Source organism: Hoylesella buccalis ATCC 35310 (assembly GCF_025151385.1).
In the GTDB taxonomy this organism is placed as follows: domain Bacteria; phylum Bacteroidota; class Bacteroidia; order Bacteroidales; family Bacteroidaceae; genus Prevotella; species Prevotella buccalis.
This window is the reverse complement of record NZ_CP102287.1, coordinates 672,540-691,893: the sequence shown is the minus strand read 5'-3', so window position 1 is coordinate 691,893 and position 19,354 is coordinate 672,540. Positions and strand designations below refer to the sequence as shown.

Sequence of the window (19,354 nt, the reverse complement as noted above, 5' to 3'; positions counted from 1 at the left end):
TTCAATCTTTTTTAGATGTTACAGAAGGATTCCATATACATGATACAACACCTTCGGCAGGAACTGTTACCTGGAAGTTGTATGCACCGTTGCTGACGGTTATCATCTGGTCGTGGCCACCGCTGTTGGCCAATACGATGCCGTAGGTGGAATCGGGATTGCGGAATGTGGCATAGTCTACATCCTTGATGTGTGCGCTACGGCTTGAATCTTCTATCCGAACGGCTCCGGGGCGCACCACGCTGGATATATGGCTAATGATGTAGTAGTGAGAATTGCGATGCAGCGTCTTGTAGTCCGATGCAATATCCACAGCGCCGTAGCAAGTCTGGCAGCCTCCGTCGAGGTTGGGCCCCATCTTCTCATCGAGCATCAGATTCCATACCAACACAGCCTTGCAGTGTCTGTTCACTGTTCCCAAGATGACGTTTTTCATATCGGGCAACAATCTGGCGGAAAGATTACGCCCGTTGTTCCAGGTACCGATGGAACTCTCAGAGAAGATGAGTTCCTTGTCGGGAGCCTTGGCATAAATATCATCTAACTCGGTATTGCTTCCACCATAGTCGTGATAGGCTGCACCAACTACATATTCAGACCCTTCGAACTCGTTGCCAAGCGCGTTGTATATCTTGACGGGATAGTCTTCCTGATCGGCCTTGTTGTCGTAGTTGTAGTTGTGGTCGAAAAGGTAGATCTTAGTCTTCAGCGCATTCTTTTTGAAAGCTTTGGCCAATTCTTTGACAAACTCTGCCTGTTCCTGCCAGGGCATATAGGTCGAGGCGCAGTTGGCTCTGTTGAGCGGCTCATTCTGTGGACTCACTGCATAGATGTTGATGCCTTCAGCTTTCATGGTCTGTACAAACTTCACGAAATAGTTGGCATAGTCGGTGTAATGATCAGGATTTACATGTCCGTCGGTCCATGAGTCGAATGGAGTCTTTGTCTTCAGGTCTTTCACTTTCATCCATTTCGGACAGGTCCATGGTGCTGCTACAATCTTGAGTTTGGGATTGATGGCCAGAATCTCCTTGAGAATGGGAATTACATAGTCAGTCTCGTCTTTATACAGGCGGAAATGCTCTAATCCTTTCTCATCGCACAAGGTATATTCGGTACTCGAAAAGTCATTGCATCCAATAGATATTCTCGCATAGCTCACACCGTATCCTTCGGTTTCCGAATAGGTGCGTTTCAGAAAATCGGCTCTGTCTGCAGCACTCATGTGAAGGAGATTGTAACATGTGCTGTAAGTGATGGCAAAGCCAAATCCGTCGATTTCTTGTCCCACTTTCGTATCATCGATGAGAATGGTCGACGGAGCTAAAGACTCTCCAGCTTTGAGCGAAATTTCCTTCTGAGCCAGCTGTATAAAACCGTCGGATGTTGTAGTGAATGTTTTCACCTTGTTGGCTTGAGGAACTGGAGAGGGTGTGGGATTTTCTGGCTTAACTTCAGGCTGAATATTGAGACCGCTGTCCACTGAGCATGCAATAGACAAGAAAAGGTTGGCACTGAGAAGCAGTGAAGTGATATACATATTTTTCTTTTTCATAAGTTTATTGATAATTGATGGGGTTGGAATTAATAGCCGGGATTCTGACGTAAGTTATCGTTCTCGTCAATAGCCGACTGAGGTATTGGGAGCAAATAAGAGTTCTCGTCAAATGGTCTTGCCTGTGGTAGGCGTCCTTCATCTCTGCTGTTGAGACTATTCATGACACTTTCCACTTTGTCGTTGCGACATAGGTCGTACCATCGCTCGCCTTCCATGGCAAGCTCCAACCGGCGTTCCAGTAAAACGGCTTCCTGCATTTTTTCTTTAGATGACGTGTATTTGGTATCCAAAACGGGGAGCTTGGCCCTTTGCCTGATGATGTTCACGAGCTTGGCTGCTTCAGCCAAATTGCCCTTGTTTGCATAAGCTTCTGCCTCAAGAAGGATGATGTCGGCCAAACGAACAACATATACGTTGTTGTAACCCGAACGCAGTTTAAACATGAAGGCATAGTGTGAAGACGGATAGTAGTTGCTCCACGAGCAGTCATAATAAACGATGGTCTGATTCTTTCTCAGCGTGTCGTTCTCGGCTTCAAAGGCTCTGATCAGGTCGCGTGATGGGGTTACCCATTTGGCCCAAGTGAAGCTATTGTCATAATCTTCCAGACATCGGCCGTACATCCATGATTCCCAGTTGCCGGCTCCGGGGAACCACTGAATCTCAAGTATTCCCTCAGTGGTGTTGCGCTTCATGCAGTCCTTGGTTTTAGCGTTCCATCCCCATAGGGTGGAAAAGTCTTTTTCCAAAGCCACGCCAGGCGTGTTTCTCACCTTTTCAGCGTAAGCAATCACCTTGTCATAATCACGCACGGCCTTCTCGGCGTACACCTTGCATAGGAAGGCCTGCGCTACAGTCTTCGACATCAGCGTGCGGTCGGTTGACGAAATGTCGGGGGCGTTTAGCTCTGCATATTCCAAGTCTTCGATAATCTGATGATAACATTCCTCTGTTGTGGAACGTGGTGGAAAGTAAGTGGGATAAACCTCTTTGATATTGTCGGAGGTAATGGTCTGCGCCACTTTCGTGATGACAGGCAGTGAACCCCACATCCTGACCATGCGGAACATCATCAAGGCACGGAATATTTGTCCTTCCGCACACCATTGACGATACTCTGCATCGCTAACTTCTCCTTTCTTGTGAAGCTGTTCTACACCATTGATGAGCACGTTGGCTTTGGCAATGTCTTCCAGATACCGGCTCCAGTCGCGGCTCATCGTTCCCGTGGCGGCATCCAGGGCATTGGTTTCCGTGGGAATGGTTTCCTGCCCAGTTGTTCCTCCGTAGGCATTGTCGGCATGGGCTTCCCCAAGCAGCAAATAGTCCAGATGCATGTGTTCCTGTCGGTTTTTAAAGAGTTTGTATAAAGCCGTTCGCTGGCTCAGGGCAGCTTCCCTATTCTTCAGTACGGCTGTAGTTGTGTCGGTTTGTGAGCCTTCGGTTAGTTCCGAGGCTTGGGATATAGGCTCTGTGTCCAATGAACAGGCTGTTGTGGCTGATAGCGCACATCCCATTAGTATTGTTTTGATATATTGTTTTGTTGTCATGATGATAGTGGTGTTAATGATTAGAATTCTACTTTAAGTCCCATGACAAACGAGCGGTTCAGGGGGTAAGTTCCCCAGTCGATTCCTTGCACACCACCGCTGTTCCCATACTGGTTTACCTCCGGGTCGCGACCGCTATAATTGGTCCATGTCAGGAGATTTGAAAAAGATATGTATGGCATGAGGCGGGTAAGGTGAAGTTTGTCGATAGCGTTCTTAGGAACATCGTAGGATAAGGATATATCCTTAACTCGCAGATAACTGCCGTCTTCAAGATAATAGGTGGAGTTTTGCTGATTAAAGCCTACTCTTGGAACAGACTTGTTTTGGCCTGGTACTTTCCAACGGTCCAGAACTCCTTTGCTTTGGTTTCTTCCGTTAAACATACCTTCACTTTCCATACGCGACACATTATAGATGTCGTTGCCTACGCTACCTTGCACGAGGATGCTCAGATTGAGACCCTTCCATGAGAAGGTGTTGGTCAGACCATAAGTAAAGTCTGGATTAGGGTCGCCGATATAGGTACGGTCACTAGCCGAAACAACACCGTCTTCATTTACGTCACGATAAATCATGTCGCCCGTTTCTTTATCCACGCCATCGGCCACGTAACCCCAAAAGGCTCCCAACGGATGGCCCACAGCGTTTCGCACCACGCTTTGTCCCACATTGTCGTTGGTGACTGCACCCCAGTACACTGGCACCAGCTCGAGACGGGTCAGCTTGTTACGGTTAAACGAAATGTTGAAATTGGTATTCCATTTGAAGTTACCCGTCAGGTTTTTGGAGTCTATGGAGAATTCCATTCCCTTGTTTTCAATTTCTCCTCCGTTATAGGTCAGATTTCTGGCAGCAGCACTTCCAGCCGGCAACGTAATGTGCATCAGCATATCACTGGTCTTCTTGTAGTACCAGTCAAAATAGAAAGTCAATCGGTTGCGCAACATGGTCAAGTCAAACCCAATATCCATTTGAGAGGTAGTCTCCCAGGTAAGTTCTGGATTGCTCAGTGAACCTTGTGTGCGGGTTGGAACAGCATGTTCGTTGCCCGTTTCCCACCATTGTATGCGTCCGAAGTTATAGAGAGCCAGATAGCCGTAGTCTCCCAGTCCGCTTTGGTTACCAGTTTGGCCCCATCCGCCACGAATCTTCATGTCGTCAATCCATTCTATGTCTTTCATGAAGTTCTCGTTGGAGATACGCCATGCGCCTGAGAAAGAGGGGAAAACACCCCATCGATGTCCGGGAGCAAGTCTTGAGCTACCATCGGCACGTAGGTTGGCGGTCAGCATATAAGTGCTGTTCCAGTTGTATTGCAAACGACCGAAGAATGAAAAAATCTTCCAGTCGGAAGCAGATGAACCGGTGCCACTCCAACTGATTTTATTGGCAGCGTTGAGTGTGCGAAAGAGGTCGTCAGCATAGTCGGATCCATTGATATAGTTTTGGCTCCAGTCGCTCTGCGTCCATGAAGATCCGGCCATGGCGTCTAGTCCGTGTTTGTCGAAATTCTTTTTCCAATTCAGCACATTATCGATGGTCCATACCGTTCCTGTCGAACGCCCGTCATAGCCCGTACCGTTCTGGTTGCGACCCTCGCGTGTAAGTTTTGGGTCAAGAAAATTGGTGACGATTGACGATGACCGATCAAACGAAACGGTGCTTGTCAATGTAAGTTCTGGTATGAAAGTAACGATAAACTTTCCAGTTGCCAACAGTTTGTTGTATTGGCTCTTGTTGTCTTTGGTACGGGCTATATTCTCCAGTGGTCCGTCCACATTTACACCATAAAAGTCTGTGTAATACTGACCCGGGCGAGCTGGATCCCATATCGGAGCATACGTCGGCGTGCCCAGAATGGCGGGAACCACTCCACCCCGGTCGCTACTCGTTCCCGAGATAATGCCTGTTCCTTTAAAAGTATAATCAGAATAAGCCACACTGCCGTTAAACGTGAGCCATTTACTGATTTCGTTCTCCAGCGATCCCCGCATATTGTAGCGTTTGTAGCTGGAGCTCACAATCACACCGTTCTCTCCCGTATATCCTCCTGAAAGGTAATAGCGTAGCTTATCGTTTCCGTTGGTAATGGCCAGTTGGTAGTTCTGCACGTTGCCTGTTCGGTACACTTCCTTCTTCCAGTCGGTTCGGTCTCTAAGTTCTGCGGGGAGTTTCAGACTCAAAACGCCCTTCTCGTTCATATCATTGATGAGATCCTTGTATTCTTCTGCGTTGAGTGGATCTTGGTTGTCACGAACGGTATTGAAGGCATAATGTGCACTAAGGCTTACCTTAGCTACACCAGATTTTCCTTGTTTGGTTCCGATGATAACCACACCGTTGGCAGCTCTCGATCCGTAGATGGCTGCCGACGAAGCATCCTTAAGAATTTGGATGTTGTCAATGTCGTTGGCTGATAGATAGTCAATGTTGTCTACAGGCACACCATCTACCACATACAGCGGGTTATTGCTTCCGTTGAGCGAAGTGGTACCCCGCACACGTATCGTCGGCGCAGAACCGGGTTGGCCGTTGGCCTGACTAATTTGCAGTCCGGCTGCTTTTCCCTGCATACCCTGCACGGCGTCACAATAGGACGTGTTTCCAGGTCTTCGGTGTTCACACTCGATACAGCTGTGGTCACATCTTTTCGTTTCACCGAACCGTAACCTATGGCCACGACCTCCGAGAGGATGTTGGCTTCCTCCTCCATAACAACATGCATATTGGGTTGTACACGTTGTTCCAAAGTTTTGTAGCCTACATAAGAAATGCTCACACGCGCAGAGCGGTTAGCCTCAAGGCTAAATTTACCGTCTATATCGGTTACGGTCCCGCTGCCGGTTCCTATTACCTTCACGGTAGCTCCTATAATGGGTTCTTGATGGGTATCCAGGACTACACCGCTCACTTTTATTATTTGTGCGACGGCTGTCATGGTAAAACACAGGAACGCCACAGAGAGCATGATGGCTTTTGGCCACAATTTCTGATTGTTTCTCATTCTAAATGTTTTTAGTTATTGACAGATGTTTAAGTTTTGTTTTGCAAATTTAATTAATAGAATCAAGCTTTGTTTACATACAAAGGTATCAATGTGGATAATTCTGTATGGTGGAAAATGATATATTATTGATATACATGATGTTGTGTTTTATGTTCAGGTGTTTTAATATAGAAATGATTTTGTTCTTTACAGCTTAAAGGCATCATAAAACAATGTAAAATGTTTGTTGAAACTGAAAAATATGGTATATTTGTGTGCCTATTAATTATATTTAACCGTCATGAAAATAAGACTTTTACTCTTATTTTTTATCTTCGCTTTGTCCCAGGAATCGTCTATGGCGCATTCCAATCGTTCCGAGACACAGCTTTCTCTTAACGAGCTCTATTCACTTTTAGACCGCTCCATCAAAAATTCTCAACAACATATCAAGACCAAAGAACATCGCCTTTCTGTTTTACGCCGGCAGTATGAGGGCATGAGCAATCTTCAAGCACGCTATGAGTTGGCGGACGGATTGTATCGTGAATATTATTCCTACAGCAACGACTCTGCGCTCGTATGGCTTGGTCGCGGACTGGAACTAGCCAAAGCATTGAAGCGCAAAGACCTTCTTAACAATCGTCGGCTGCTGTTGGCCAATCAGTATGGACTCTCTGGATTTTACAACGAGGCCATATTCCATTTTCAGCAGATTCCTCTTGAAAGGCTTAGCATGGAAGATCGCATAAACTATTATTTCGTAGGCAGTCATTTCTATGGCGATTTAGCTTTCTTTTCGAAAGATTCACAGATAGCGCAACAGTATTATCATATAGCAGACCAATATAGTGATTCTCTCAATGCCATCGCCCCCCACAATTCTATTCCATACTTATGGAGAAAGACCGAAAGACTCAACAACAGCGATCAATATCAAGAGGCACTGAAAACATCCACTCAATGGGAGAAACAGGTCAGCTACGGAACCCACGACTATGCTATCATGGCTTTCTTCCGCGCGGAGATCTACCGCAAGATGAAAAACCGTGATGAGCAGAAACGTTGGCTGGCCATATCGGCCCTGTGCGACATTAACAGTGCTGTCATGGACCAGAGTTCTCTGTGGAATCTCGCCAATCTGCTCAGTGAGGATGGCGATAACGACAGAGCCTATCAGTATATGGATTTCTCGTGGACTTGCGTTTCCCATTTCAGCACGCACATGCGTGGCTGGCTCGTTTCGCCCATCCTGACACTCATCAACAACAACTACCGCGACAGTCTGCAAAGTGCCAACCACCATCTCATGTTACTCATCGTTGTTGTCAGTCTTCTTTCCATTATTCTGCTCGGTATCATCTTCTATGTTCAACACAAACGGACACAGCTTGCCAAGGCCAGAAACGAATTGAAAAGCATCAACAGTAGATTGGAAATCCTCAACGAGCAACTTTCCAATGCTAATACGCTCCTTTCATCTACCAATCATCAGCTTTCCGATGCCAACAAGATGAAAGACGAGTACATCGGTAAATTCCTTTCCACGTGTTCCGAATATATCGATAAACTCGATAACTACCGCATCAAAGTCAATAGAAAGCTCAAGGCCAGACAATATAACGACTTGTTGAAAATGACGGAAACCGACGAGCTCAAATCCAATGAGCTGAACGAGTTATTCTACAATTTTGATACCGTCTTTCTTCATCTTTTTCCCAATTTTGTCAATGATTTCAACGCGTTGCTCCAACCCGAACATCGTATCCACATTCCCCACGGCGGACAGCTGACTACCGACCTGCGCATCTTTGCGCTCATACGACTGGGCATTGAGGAGAGTTCCCGCATTGCCGAATTCCTCAATTATTCACCTAATTCTATCTATAATTATCGTGCCCGCATTAAGAAAAAAGCCCTTTGCGACCGCAGTGAATTTGAGAAGCGCGTTAAGAATATAACGATGTAGGACGTACACCATATTTAAGTATCAATTAATAATCACAGTAGAATTAAAATCTTTCTTTTTTCTATGAAATGTTATCTTTTTTACACGGTTTTGTAACAACACTCCTTTATTTTTGTAAGCAAAATAAGATAACACAGAAAAAAAATGAAAGTCATATTCATTGTACAAGGTGAAGGCAGAGGACATCTGACACAAGCCTTGACTTTAGAGAAAGCACTTCGTGATTGTGGCCACGAAGTAACCGAGATACTTGTCGGTAGAAGTCGGTCTAGGGAAGTACCCTCCTTTTTTCTTCATCGAACACAAGCCCCTGTCTTTGGCTTCCTCAGCCCTAACTTTCTACCGTCAAAAGCAAACCAGAAGGTAGGACTTACTCGATCTATCATCTACAACATTTTTAAATCGCCTAAATACCTGTCGAGCATTCGATATCTTCATGAGCATATCCAAGCGAGTGGTGCCGACCTGGTCGTCAATTTTTATGAAGTCCTCACAGGATTAACCTATTTTCTTTTTCGGCCCGGCGTACCAGAAGTGTGCATCGGTCATCAGTACATGTTTTTGCATCCATCCTACCCTTTCCCGAAAAAACATAAAGCGAGCCAACGCCTCATGTTGGCGTTCACGCGAGCAACATGCCTGGGCGCCACGCGTAAGTTAGGCTTGTCGTTTAGGAAAACTGGCGATTACGATGAAGAAAACCTATCTGTTGTACCACCATTATTACGTGATGAGGCACTAAAGATACAAAGAGGTAAGGGTGATTACATGACGGGCTATATCATCAATGCTGGGTTCAGTGACTCGGTGATGCAGTGGCATGCCAATCATCGAGATATCTCGCTGCACTTTTTCTGGGACAAAAAGGATGCGGAAGAAACCACACAGATTGACGACACACTGACTTTTCATCGCATTGACGATCAGAAATTTTTATATTATCTGGCCAATTGTAAGGCTTATGCAACAACTGGTGGTTTTGAGTCGGTATGCGAAGCCATGTATATGGGTAAGCCCGCGATGATGGTACCTGTCCATGTCGAACAAGAGTGCAATGCGCATGAGGCCACGTTGGAAGGGGCTGGAATCAAGTCAGATAGCTTCAACATGGACCAACTTATTGCATTTAGTCAGCAATATATGGAAAAAACGGAATTTCGTACCTGGGAAAATGGCGCCAAAATGATGATTGTTGCGCGGTTGGAGGCAGCCGTGGAGCAATACAACAACACTGCAACCAACAAAGGCTACGGTCTAACGAGGTTTGGAAGAAAACTGTTAGTGAAGAGCCTTTTGCACAATTTTTCCTTCAAAAATTACTGATAAATCCACCACTATATATAATAGGTGCTCATCAAAGTGAATGGAGGAATCATGACATGCAACAGCATGACTCCTCAATTCATTCAGTTTTCGCCAGAAAATTGTTTGATGCGTTGCTCTTCTGCCAGCTTACAAATCAATAAGACACCATCTTTTTCGGCGACAATACAATCATCAAGTCCTTGGATGACAACTTGTTTGGCCTGTGTCGCATGTACGATGCAATTATGAGTGTCATACAAAGAAATATTCTCTCCGATGATGCCATTGCCGTACAGATCGCGCTTAGTTTGCTGAAGTAGCGAACTCCAGGTACCCAGATCACTCCATCCAAACTCTGCTGGACACACAAAGATTTCTTCAGATTTCTCTAAAATCGCATAGTCTACAGAGATGTTTTCACACGCACCATATCGTTCGTCGATGACCTGTTGTTCTTCTTTGGTACCATAGATATCCATCATGCTCTCAAAAATCTTAGCCATTGCTGGCACATATACCCTGAAGGCATTGACGATTGTTTTAACGTTCCAAATAAAGATGCCGGCATTCCAGAAAAAATTGCTCTGCTCGATATATTCTTGTGCGGTCTGTAAATCTGGTTTTTCCCTAAATCTATCTACCCTGAAAAGTTCTTTGTTACGCAACGAACTGGAGGTTAAATCTGCTTGGATGTAACCATACCCTGTTTCAGGTCTGTTGGGTTTCATTCCCAAGGTGATGATTGCATCTGTTTCGTTGGCAAAAGTTAAACAAGATTTGACTACTCTTTGGAATTCAACTCCATTAGTGACAACATGGTCACTGGGCGTCACTACGATGTTAGCTTGCGGGTCACACGACTTGATACGCCAACTGACGTATGCTATACAGGGTGCCGTATTACGGCGCATGGGCTCCTGAAGGATGTTTTCAACGGGGACATCAGGAAGCTGTTGACGCACAAGATGAAAATATTTCTTATTGGTCAAAATCCAAACGTGATCGGGAGAACAAAGTCCACTGAATCTGTCCAAAGTGAGTTGCAAAAGGGATTTGCCAACTCCTAATACATCAATAAACTGCTTGGGTTTATCACTTGTACTCATGGGCCAAAAGCGGCTCCCTACTCCACCTGCCATAATTACCAAATGGTTGTGTGTTTTTTCCATATATAACCAAATATTGTTTTCTTATGCAAATATAGTGATAATAAATCACAAACGACAAAAAATGATGTAAAAACGTTGACAATCAATCGCTATTCTCAAATCAATATGCTATCTTTGCAAGTGTATACATTTTATCTGTATACCTTAAATTATACTTACATCGAAAAAACTAATATTATAACTATAACATGATGAATGACTTAAAAACTATGAACCGTGCGGCAGACAACATCAGAATTCTTGCTGTCTCCATGGTAGAAAAGGCAAACTCTGGCCACCCAGGAGGTGCTATGGGCGGTGCTGATTTTATTAATGTGCTTTTTTCAGAATACTTGGTGTACGACCCAGACGATGCAACTTGGGCTGGAAGAGATCGTTTTTATCTTGACCCAGGTCACATGTCGCCCATGCTTTACTCCACACTTGCCTTGCAAGGTAAATATACGATTGATGAATTGAAGAATTTCAGACAGTGGGACTCGCCAACAACGGGCCATCCCGAACGTGACATCACTCGAGGAATAGAAAACACATCTGGACCTTTAGGTCAAGGACACACCTTTGCTGCCGGTGCAGCTGTGGCGGAAAAGTTCCTGGAAGCCAAGCTTGGAAAAACCATGATGCAACATAAGATATATGCATATATATCGGATGGTGGCATTCAAGAAGAGATTTCCCAAGGAACAGGCCGGTTGGCAGGTGCGTTGGGGCTGAACAATCTCATCATGTTCTACGATTCTAACGACATTCAGCTCTCGACGGATTGCGATGCTGTAACGCAAGAAGATACAGCAATGAAATATCAATCATGGGGATGGAACGTATTGACCATCAACGGTAATGATGTTACTGAGATTCGTCAAGCATTGGACGCAGCCCTGACGGAACAGCACCGACCCACGCTCATCATAGGCAAGACTACCATGGGTAAGGGGGCTTTGAAAGCTGATGGCAGCAGCTACGAGCGTAATGTGAAAACACACGGTGCCCCACTTGGCGGTGATGCTTACACTAAAACAGTACTTAATCTGGGCGGAAACCTCGATAATCCTTTTGAAATCTTCCAAGAAGTCCAAGCAATGTACGACAAACGCCAGGACGAACTGCGAGAGATTGTTGCCCAACGTCATGCTGAAGAAAAGGCATGGGCTGAGAAAAATCCAGAGTTGTCGGCACAAATGCAAGACTGGTTCTCTGGTAATGCTCCTCAAATTGATTGGAGCAAGGTTGAACAGAAACCAGGACAGGCCACTCGTGCTGCTTCATCAGTATGCCTTAGTGTCCTGGCCGAACAGGTTCCTAACATGGTTTGTTCGTCTGCCGACCTATCCAATTCGGACAAAACAGATGGTTTCTTGAAAAAAACGCAGAGCATGGTGAAAGGCGATTTCACTGGTGCTTTCTTCCAAGCTGGCGTCAGTGAGCTTACCATGACCTGTATGTGCATTGGCATGTACCTGCACGGTGGCGTCATTCCTGCCTGTGGAACCTTCTTCGTCTTCTCCGATTATCAGAAGCCGGCCGTTCGTTTGGCCGCATTGATGGAAGTTCCCATCAAGTTCATTTGGTCACACGACGCATTCCGTGTTGGTGAAGATGGTCCTACCCATGAGCCTGTGGAGCAGGAAGCACAAATCAGATTGATGGAAAAGTTAAAGAACCATCATGGAAAAGATTCCGTCAGAGTGTTTCGTCCTGCAGACGTTGAAGAGACAACAGTGTGTTGGCAAATGGCCATGGAAAACATGGATACACCGACGGCACTCATCCTTTCACGTCAGGCCATTGAGAGTTTGCCAGAAGGAAACAACTACCAAGAAGCACGTAAAGGTGCATACATCGTTGCTGGCAGCGACGAACAATATGACGTTATCTTGTTGGCCAGCGGCTCAGAAGTGTCAACTTTGGTTGCCGGTGCAAAATTATTGAGAAACGACAACATCAAGACGCGCATTGTCAGTGTGCCGTCTGAAGGGTTGTTCCGCCGTCAAAGCAGAGAATATCAAGAGTCCATTCTTCCGAAAGATGCAAAGATTTTCGGTCTGACAGCAGGATTACCAGTAACCTTACAAGGCCTGGTTGGAGCCAATGGAAAAGTCTTTGGACTTGAGAGCTTCGGCTATTCTGCACCTTATAAGGTGTTGGACGAAAAGTTAGGCTTCACGGCTGAGAATGTATACAAGCAGGTAAAAGAATATCTATCTGAATAATTTTGTCATGGATATCAAGACAGTTGGCCTCGCATGTGATCATGCTGGCTATGAAATAAAAGAGTTTATCAAGCAATACCTTGAAGAGAAAGGTATTTCGTACAAAGACTATGGCACCAACAGCACATCCTCTTGTGATTATCCCGATCACGCCCATGCCTTAGCCAATGCCATTGAGCGGGGTGACGTCTATCCCGGTATCGGTGTGTGTGGTTCGGGAGAAGGAATGAGCATGACGCTCAATAAGCATCAAGGAATACGTGCCGGACTGGCTTGGTCGCCCGAGATTGCTCACTTGACTCGCCTCCATAACGACGCCAACGTGTTGGTTCTGCCGGGAAGATTTGTTGACAAGGAGACGACAAGAAAGATTCTTGACGAGTTTTTTTCTACCGATTTCGAAGGTGGACGACATGCCCGCAGAATAGCAAAAATACGTATTCAATAACGTGAACATCAGGAGAGCCTCCTTGGTTCTCTTGATGTTTTTTATTTCTATCTACATCCTGATGAGCGATAACGATTATCAATTCGAGATATGCGCAAACAGTGTTGAGAGCTGCTTGGCTGCTCAGGCTGGTGGTGCAAACCGTGTTGAACTGTGCGCCGGTATTCCAGAAGGTGGCACAACGCCTTCTTATGGCGACATCAAGATGGCAAGAGAACACCTTAAGAAAACGCGCCTGCATGTGATTATCCGACCACGTGGAGGCGATTTCCTATACACACCGCTTGACATCAAGTGTATGTTGGCAGACATTGACATCTGTCAACAACTGGGTGTAGATGGCGTCGTGTTTGGTTGCCTGACCAAAGATGGTGGCATTGACATAGAAAACAACCAGCTACTTTTATCGCATGCCAACGGAATGTCTACGACTTTCCACCGAGCCTTTGATCGATGTAAGAATCCTTTTGAAGCTCTTAAACAGCTGATAGACCTTGGGTTCGACCGCATACTGACATCCGGACAGCAGCCAACTGCGGAAGAAGGTATCGAAATGTTAAAGCAATTGCAAGACAGGGCACAAGGGAGAATCAACATTCTTGCTGGTTGCGGCATCAACGAAACAAACATCGCACACATCGCCCAGTGCACGCTTGTCAAAGAATTCCATTTTTCTGCCAGAGAAAGTGTTTACAGTCAGATGGAATACCATAACCCATCCGTTTATATGGGAATGGCGGGTCAGGATGAAATGACCACGGAGGTAACAACAGAAAGGCGTGTGAGAAACACGATACAAGCACTTCTTCATTCAACAAGATAATCCATTCAACCTATGAAAAAAGCAAGCCTAATCCTATTGATGCTATTTTGTTTCCAACTCTGCCAAGCATCTTTAATTTTCAAAGACAACGAACAGCGACAAGAGGTCCTTCAAACTTTTAATGAAAGAATGAAACAAATAGGACCCAAATTCTTTGACATCAAGGGGTTGAAGTTGACAAATGACGAACTGGATGCCTTGCATTTTCTATATGCTTACATGCCTGTTGCCGACGTTACTGACTACCCTACTCGTTTTTACTTAGAGAATATCCGAAGCACTTTCACCACACAACGAGCCATGCCCTGGGGAACAAAGGTGCCACAGCTGTTGTTTCGCCATTTTGTCATGCCGCTGCGTGTCAACAACGAAAACCTTGACGATGCCAGAAAGGTTTTTTATGGCATGCTGAAAGACCGCATTCAAGGCATGAGCATGCAAGATGCAATCCTGGAAGTGAACCATTGGTGCCACGAACATGTCACCTATACCCCATCCGATGCCCGTACGCTGTCTCCGTTAGCCTGCATGAAGAACGCACAGGGACGCTGCGGAGAAGAGAGTACTTTTACTGTTGCTGCGCTCAGAGCAGTGGGCATTCCGGCCCGACAAGTATACACCCCACGTTGGGCCCACACTGACGATAACCATGCATGGGTTGAAGCTTGGGCAGACGGCAAGTGGTATTTTCTGGGTGCCTGCGAGCCCGAACCGGTACTGAACCTTGGCTGGTTTAACGCGCCGGCATCGAGAGCTATGCTCATGCACACAAGGGTTTTCGGGCATTATGACGGGCCTGAAGAGATTGTTTTGCGCACTTCCAATTTTACGGAAATCAATCTGATTGACCATTATGCCGAGACCGCACGAGCAGACTTTACCGTTGTGGACCAAAACGGAAACCCCGTCAATCACGCACAGGTAGATTTCAAGATATACAACTATGCTGAATTTTATACTGCGGTAAGGAAATTTACGGATCAAAAGGGCAAAACGTTCCTCACAGCTGGCAAGGGCGACCTGCTGGTTTGGGCCTCAAAAGATGGATATTACGGGTTTTCCAAAGCATCGTTTGGCCAAGATCAACAGGTAACCATTCGTCTCAACCGATCGCAGAAGACTGACCTGGTGAGAAAAATCCACCCATTAGATTCTCTTGACATTGTGCCTCCGCCAGAGAAAGCACGAATACCACAAGTGACAGAGGAAATGAATGCAAAGAATAAACTTAGATTTGCGCAAGAAGACAGCATCAGAAAAGCATACGAATCAACTTTCTATCATGCTGCAGATGAGCGTGAGCTGTCACAATTGTTAGTGAAAGCACGAGGCAACTGGCGGGTCATCAAGAACTTTTATGACAAGTACCCAGAGAAAGAAGGAAGAATATTGTCACTATTGAAGACGCTGAGTGACAAAGATTTGCGTGACATCACCATGGACATTCTCGAAGACCATCTCTTGGCGAAGAGCAACCAATTGAGTCCAAGAGTTGAGAACGAAATGATTATCCTGCCCTTCAAACAGCAATTGCAAAATGCCTTTGACGCAGCAACAACCAAAAAGTTTCAGCAAAATCCGGCATTGCTTGTTGAATGGATTCAAAAAAACATACGCATCAACCCAGATAACGAGGCCTTAAAAATTGCACAAACGCCCATCGGCGTGTGGAAGTCAAGGTTTGCAGATGCTCGCTCAAGAGATATTTTCTTTGTCGACTTGGCCCGTAGTATTGGTATCGAAGCACGAAAGGACGTGGTTACTTCTAAAGTTCAATATCGCCAAAATGGCCAATGGATGGATGTTGATTTTGAGACAGAAAAACAGAAAACAGCTCCAAAAGGGAAGTTGGTTTTAAGCTATTCGTCATCCAAATATCTGGATGACCCTAAGTATTATAACCATTTCAGCATCAGTAAAATAGAAAATGGTATTCCAGTTTTGCTAAACTTTGATGAAGGTCAGGTTGACATGGGCGGCGGAACAAGTTGGAAAAACACATTCAAGGATGGAACGAGCCTGGATACAGGAACCTATTTCCTGGTCACCGGCACTCGCATGGCCAGTGGAAATGTGAAAGAGAGCCATCAGATATTCAACATCGTGGAAGGACAAACAACTACGATTGACTTGAAACTTCGTACCTCCAAAACAGAGATCAGCGTGATTGGCAACTTTGATAGCGAGTCGAAGTTTGTGAAAGATGCCCAAGAGGTTAGCATCCTGTCGCAAACAGGCAGAGGATATTTTATTTTGGGCCTTATCGGTGTGGGACAAGAACCCACCAACCACACCCTGCGCGACATTGCTAAGCTGAAAGACGAATTTGACCGTTTGGGCAGACCTTTTGTACTTTTGTTTGAGTCAGAAGCGGAAGCCAAGAAGTTCAAGTCCAGTGACTTCGGAGAGCTACCCAACAAAACTATTTTTGGTGTAGACAAAGACGGTGCTATCAAGAAGCAAATCGTGGCACAAATGAAACTGCAAGATGCTCGCCAGTTGCCCATCTTCATCATTGCCGACACCTTTAACCGTGTGGTATTTTTATCTCAAGGATATACCATAGGTCTTGGAGAACAACTGTATAACACGCTAAGTAAATTGTAATTAGTGTTCGCTGAATTAATAAATCGCCATGACTGCAAAGCAGCGGACTCTAAACTTTGCAATGGCATTTGCCCATAAATTGAGCTTAATTTCGAAAAGAGCAAGTCAAAGTTCCCTGAGGAACTTCATCACGTTCTTGACAAAGTAGCACATTCCTGTCCAACATTCTGCTGTTTCTGGAAGCTTGGCTCTGATGTTATTGGCTTGATAGACTCTCTTGCCTGTGCCGAAAGAGCATTCGACTTCGTTTCGTTCTCCGACGGCCTTGGCCATCTTCTTGAGATATTCGGGACTTCTAGGTTCCTTTGGCGGTCAACCTAATGGTTTGCTGTAAGTCTTTATCTCATATTCTTTGAGAATCCTTCTGTCTGCATGGTTCATGTAGATCTTGTCTGCAAGAATAGTAGCGGGAAGGTATCCGAATCGTTCTTTGAAAAGTTGAATATGTAGTGAGAGATCAGTACTTTCGTTGTAGGCATCCCAGCTGTGGTTGGTCTATAAAGGTGTATCCTCGTCAGAAAGGGAAAACTTAGGCTTGATGACACATGCACCGATAATCATGCGGGCAGGCTTGTTACCTGCACCTTTAACTTCATTGTCAAGTCTGGAGTTGTATACCTTTTCCAGTTCTGTCCATGGAAGAAGATCGCCTAATTTTACCCAGCGATTATTCTTGTCCAGCTCATCAAAAGATGAACGGAACATATCGACCGATAACTGTTTCAAATGTGAAGTATACTTCATCTCACTCATGATTTAACACTGAAAAGGTACGAATCTTGTGTTAAACAACCAAAGATAAAACGATATATTTTATTGTATATCAAAAGATTATAATTTATTCAGTAAACACTAATTATTAACTTCATGGTAGTGGAATATCATGTGTCCAAGTTCCTCTAAGGCATTTTCTATACGTTTTCTACCTTGTTCCGTATTCAAGTCAATGTCTGAGAATTTGGAACGCTCTCTGTGAAGGTTAAGGTAATAAATGCCACCGATTATCAGGGATGATATGGCGGATATATCAATACCAGTGTCCTTGAATTTCTCTTCATAGATATTGACAAGAGGTAAAGTGTGCATTTCTCTGAGCATGGCCGTACGGACTGTGGTCTCATTTCCTTCAGCAATCTCCCAGCGTAACAGTTCCAACATCACTGATTTATCTTGAAGTGCTTTCTGTACATCCTTGAAAATACTGATATAGCCCAATTCTGAATCTGTAGGAAATTGAACACCAGTGAGCACATCCTTAAACCAATAGTCATACCTCTTAACGAATTCATCATAAAATTTGCTAAGATTGTCATATCTGTTATAGAACACAAGCGGCTCTATTCTGGCTTTCTTGATAAGCTCTGTCACCAGCATTGATGCAAAGCCTTTTTTCTTAATCAGACTTTCTGCTGCCTTGATAATGTCTGCCTGTATATCGACATTTGTCCTTCTGTATCTTTTGGGTTTATTTTCTTCTTCTGCCATCTAAAAAGGAATTGATTTTCTGATTTCCAAAAGAGCAGTCACTAATTGCTCTAACTGTTCTATCTCGTGAGAAGCCAATACACTAACTCTAAGCCGTGCTTCTTTGGTTCTTACCGCAGGATATGTGATACCGCTTACAAAGATACATCTTTTTTGTAATTCACGTGCTATTTCATATACTTTTCTATTGTCTCTTACCATAATAGGAAATATGGCTGATACCGAGCAGCCTATATCAAAGCCTTCCTCTGTCAGTCGTTTGCGCAGATAATTGACATTAGCCCACAACTTCTTGCGAATCTCTGGTTGTATCTGTATGAGTTCCAGTGCATTCAGTGAAGATGCTGCAACCTGTGGAGTCATTGCTGCGGAAAAGACATTACTGTCAGCATAATATCTCAGATACTGAATCAGTTTTTCTGACGCGTCGACAAAACCGCCGAAACACCCGAAAGATTTACTGAAAGTACCTGTAATAATATCAACCTGCTCCAGACAATTATAATATTCGGCAGTTCCCTTGCCACTTTCTCCCATAACTCCGATACCGTGGGCATCATCTATCATAAGGAGACAATTGTGTTTCTTGCAGACTGCAATGTATTCCGGGAGTTTTGACAAATCTCCATTTTGAGAATAAACCCCATCAATGATGACCAATCGAGTCTGATATTTTCCCGTTTCCCGTTCAAGGATCATGTCAAGATAGTCAATGTCGTTGTGTCCTATATGCTTTACATTGGTTCCAATTAAACCACTTGTGGTACTGGTATGGATATACGAATCTATGTAGGCTATGTCATTTTTCCCCAATATAGCACGAAGCAGACCCGCATTGGCGCCAAAGCCAGATGAAAATAGAATGGCATCTCGTTGTCCTACAAACTTTGCTATGCCTTGTTCCAACTGCTGATGGATGTCTAAATAGCCTCCTATGGCTTGAGCGGCACTTGCCCCTGTACCGTATTTCAGGACGGCATTTATACCAGCCTCCTTGGTCTCAGTCCTTTACGACATATCAAGGTAATCATTGGAAATGTATGCGGAAACCTCACCGTCATAGCCCTCGATTTGCATCTTGGCTCCAACTCCTGTTCTTGCCATGACCCAATAACTTTTGCAGCCGAACTGCTCCATTTGGTCAATGTAACTTTGGAAATTTTAGCTACGCTCGATAACATTCTCGTTTGGAGTAATCTCGAAATTCTTTAATGAAATAATATTTTTATTCATATAAACAA

Annotated in this window: 11 protein-coding genes and 3 pseudogenes; 6 read left to right on the top strand and 8 right to left on the bottom strand. The window is 44.7% G+C overall.

What is annotated here, in order from left to right; translation table 11 throughout:
• Position 1: 1 nt before the first annotated feature.
• The 3 genes and pseudogenes from NQ518_RS03045 to NQ518_RS03035 all read right to left on the bottom strand — a co-directional run bounded on the left by NQ518_RS03045 (position 2) and on the right by NQ518_RS03035 (position 6,115).
• Positions 2-1,555, bottom strand: a complete 1,554-nt coding sequence (locus NQ518_RS03045; RefSeq protein ID WP_227960922.1) for a glycoside hydrolase family 30 protein — start codon at positions 1,553-1,555, stop codon at positions 2-4.
• A gap of 29 nt (positions 1,556-1,584) precedes the next feature.
• Positions 1,585-3,108: a RagB/SusD family nutrient uptake outer membrane protein gene (locus NQ518_RS03040; RefSeq protein ID WP_040562049.1), complete on the bottom strand. Its 1,524-nt coding sequence runs from the start codon at positions 3,106-3,108 to the stop codon at positions 1,585-1,587.
• Positions 3,109-3,128: 20 nt separating this feature from the next.
• A pseudogene (locus NQ518_RS03035) lies at positions 3,129-6,115 on the bottom strand (SusC/RagA family TonB-linked outer membrane protein).
• A gap of 283 nt (positions 6,116-6,398) precedes the next feature.
• Between NQ518_RS03035 and NQ518_RS03030 the strand changes: the two are divergent.
• Positions 6,399-8,066, top strand: coding sequence for a DUF6377 domain-containing protein (locus NQ518_RS03030; RefSeq protein ID WP_040562047.1), 1,668 nt, complete (start codon positions 6,399-6,401; stop codon positions 8,064-8,066).
• A gap of 144 nt (positions 8,067-8,210) precedes the next feature.
• On the top strand, positions 8,211-9,389 hold the full coding sequence (locus NQ518_RS03025) for a glycosyltransferase family protein (RefSeq protein ID WP_227207571.1): 1,179 nt from the start codon (positions 8,211-8,213) through the stop codon (positions 9,387-9,389).
• Between the two features lie 83 nt (positions 9,390-9,472).
• Here NQ518_RS03025 and NQ518_RS03020 read toward each other — a convergent pair whose 3' ends face one another.
• Complete coding sequence (locus tag NQ518_RS03020) at positions 9,473-10,540, bottom strand: mannose-1-phosphate guanylyltransferase (protein ID WP_227207569.1); 1,068 nt, start codon at positions 10,538-10,540, stop codon at positions 9,473-9,475.
• Between the two features lie 191 nt (positions 10,541-10,731).
• Between NQ518_RS03020 and NQ518_RS03015 the strand changes: the two genes are divergently transcribed.
• From NQ518_RS03015 to NQ518_RS03000, 4 genes are all read left to right on the top strand, one after another.
• Complete coding sequence (locus tag NQ518_RS03015) at positions 10,732-12,750, top strand: transketolase family protein (RefSeq protein WP_227207577.1); 2,019 nt, start codon at positions 10,732-10,734, stop codon at positions 12,748-12,750.
• A 7-nt stretch (positions 12,751-12,757) separates the two neighbouring features.
• Complete coding sequence (gene rpiB / locus NQ518_RS03010; RefSeq protein WP_227207567.1) at positions 12,758-13,198, top strand: ribose 5-phosphate isomerase B; 441 nt, start codon at positions 12,758-12,760, stop codon at positions 13,196-13,198.
• A 61-nt stretch (positions 13,199-13,259) separates the two neighbouring features.
• Positions 13,260-14,021 (top strand): copper homeostasis protein CutC, encoded by a 762-nt coding sequence (locus NQ518_RS03005; RefSeq protein WP_227207575.1) that lies wholly within the window; start codon positions 13,260-13,262, stop codon positions 14,019-14,021.
• A gap of 12 nt (positions 14,022-14,033) precedes the next feature.
• On the top strand, positions 14,034-16,628 hold the full coding sequence (locus NQ518_RS03000) for a transglutaminase-like domain-containing protein (RefSeq protein ID WP_374211130.1): 2,595 nt from the start codon (positions 14,034-14,036) through the stop codon (positions 16,626-16,628).
• A 105-nt stretch (positions 16,629-16,733) separates the two neighbouring features.
• Here NQ518_RS03000 and NQ518_RS02995 read toward each other — a convergent pair whose 3' ends face one another.
• The 4 genes and pseudogenes from NQ518_RS02995 to NQ518_RS02980 all read right to left on the bottom strand — a co-directional run bounded on the left by NQ518_RS02995 (position 16,734) and on the right by NQ518_RS02980 (position 19,346).
• On the bottom strand, positions 16,734-16,901 hold the full coding sequence (locus NQ518_RS02995; RefSeq protein WP_227207565.1) for a hypothetical protein: 168 nt from the start codon (positions 16,899-16,901) through the stop codon (positions 16,734-16,736).
• A gap of 222 nt (positions 16,902-17,123) precedes the next feature.
• Positions 17,124-17,372: a hypothetical protein gene (locus NQ518_RS02990; RefSeq protein ID WP_227207563.1), complete on the bottom strand. Its 249-nt coding sequence runs from the start codon at positions 17,370-17,372 to the stop codon at positions 17,124-17,126.
• A 111-nt stretch (positions 17,373-17,483) separates the two neighbouring features.
• Positions 17,484-18,113, bottom strand: a pseudogene (locus NQ518_RS02985) (TetR/AcrR family transcriptional regulator); the annotation flags it as partial.
• A pseudogene (locus NQ518_RS02980) lies at positions 18,114-19,346 on the bottom strand (aminotransferase class I/II-fold pyridoxal phosphate-dependent enzyme). It abuts the pseudogene before it with no gap.
• Positions 19,347-19,354: the final 8 nt, after the last annotated feature.

What these genes read in the sequence shown, in the direction of transcription:
- NQ518_RS03045 (WP_227960922.1), bottom strand. Translation starts at nt 1,555, where the DNA reads ATGAAAAAGAAAAATATGTATATCACTTCACTGCTTCTCAGTGCCAAC.
- NQ518_RS03040 (WP_040562049.1), bottom strand. Translation starts at nt 3,108, where the DNA reads ATGACAACAAAACAATATATCAAAACAATACTAATGGGATGTGCGCTA.
- NQ518_RS03030 (WP_040562047.1), top strand. Translation starts at nt 6,399, where the DNA reads ATGAAAATAAGACTTTTACTCTTATTTTTTATCTTCGCTTTGTCCCAG.
- NQ518_RS03025 (WP_227207571.1), top strand. Translation starts at nt 8,211, where the DNA reads ATGAAAGTCATATTCATTGTACAAGGTGAAGGCAGAGGACATCTGACA.
- NQ518_RS03020 (WP_227207569.1), bottom strand. Translation starts at nt 10,540, where the DNA reads ATGGAAAAAACACACAACCATTTGGTAATTATGGCAGGTGGAGTAGGG.
- NQ518_RS03015 (WP_227207577.1), top strand. Translation starts at nt 10,732, where the DNA reads ATGAATGACTTAAAAACTATGAACCGTGCGGCAGACAACATCAGAATT.
- rpiB (WP_227207567.1), top strand. Translation starts at nt 12,758, where the DNA reads ATGGATATCAAGACAGTTGGCCTCGCATGTGATCATGCTGGCTATGAA.
- NQ518_RS03005 (WP_227207575.1), top strand. Translation starts at nt 13,260, where the DNA reads ATGAGCGATAACGATTATCAATTCGAGATATGCGCAAACAGTGTTGAG.
- NQ518_RS03000 (WP_374211130.1), top strand. Translation starts at nt 14,034, where the DNA reads ATGAAAAAAGCAAGCCTAATCCTATTGATGCTATTTTGTTTCCAACTC.
- NQ518_RS02995 (WP_227207565.1), bottom strand. Translation starts at nt 16,901, where the DNA reads ATGGCCAAGGCCGTCGGAGAACGAAACGAAGTCGAATGCTCTTTCGGC.
- NQ518_RS02990 (WP_227207563.1), bottom strand. Translation starts at nt 17,372, where the DNA reads ATGAAGTATACTTCACATTTGAAACAGTTATCGGTCGATATGTTCCGT.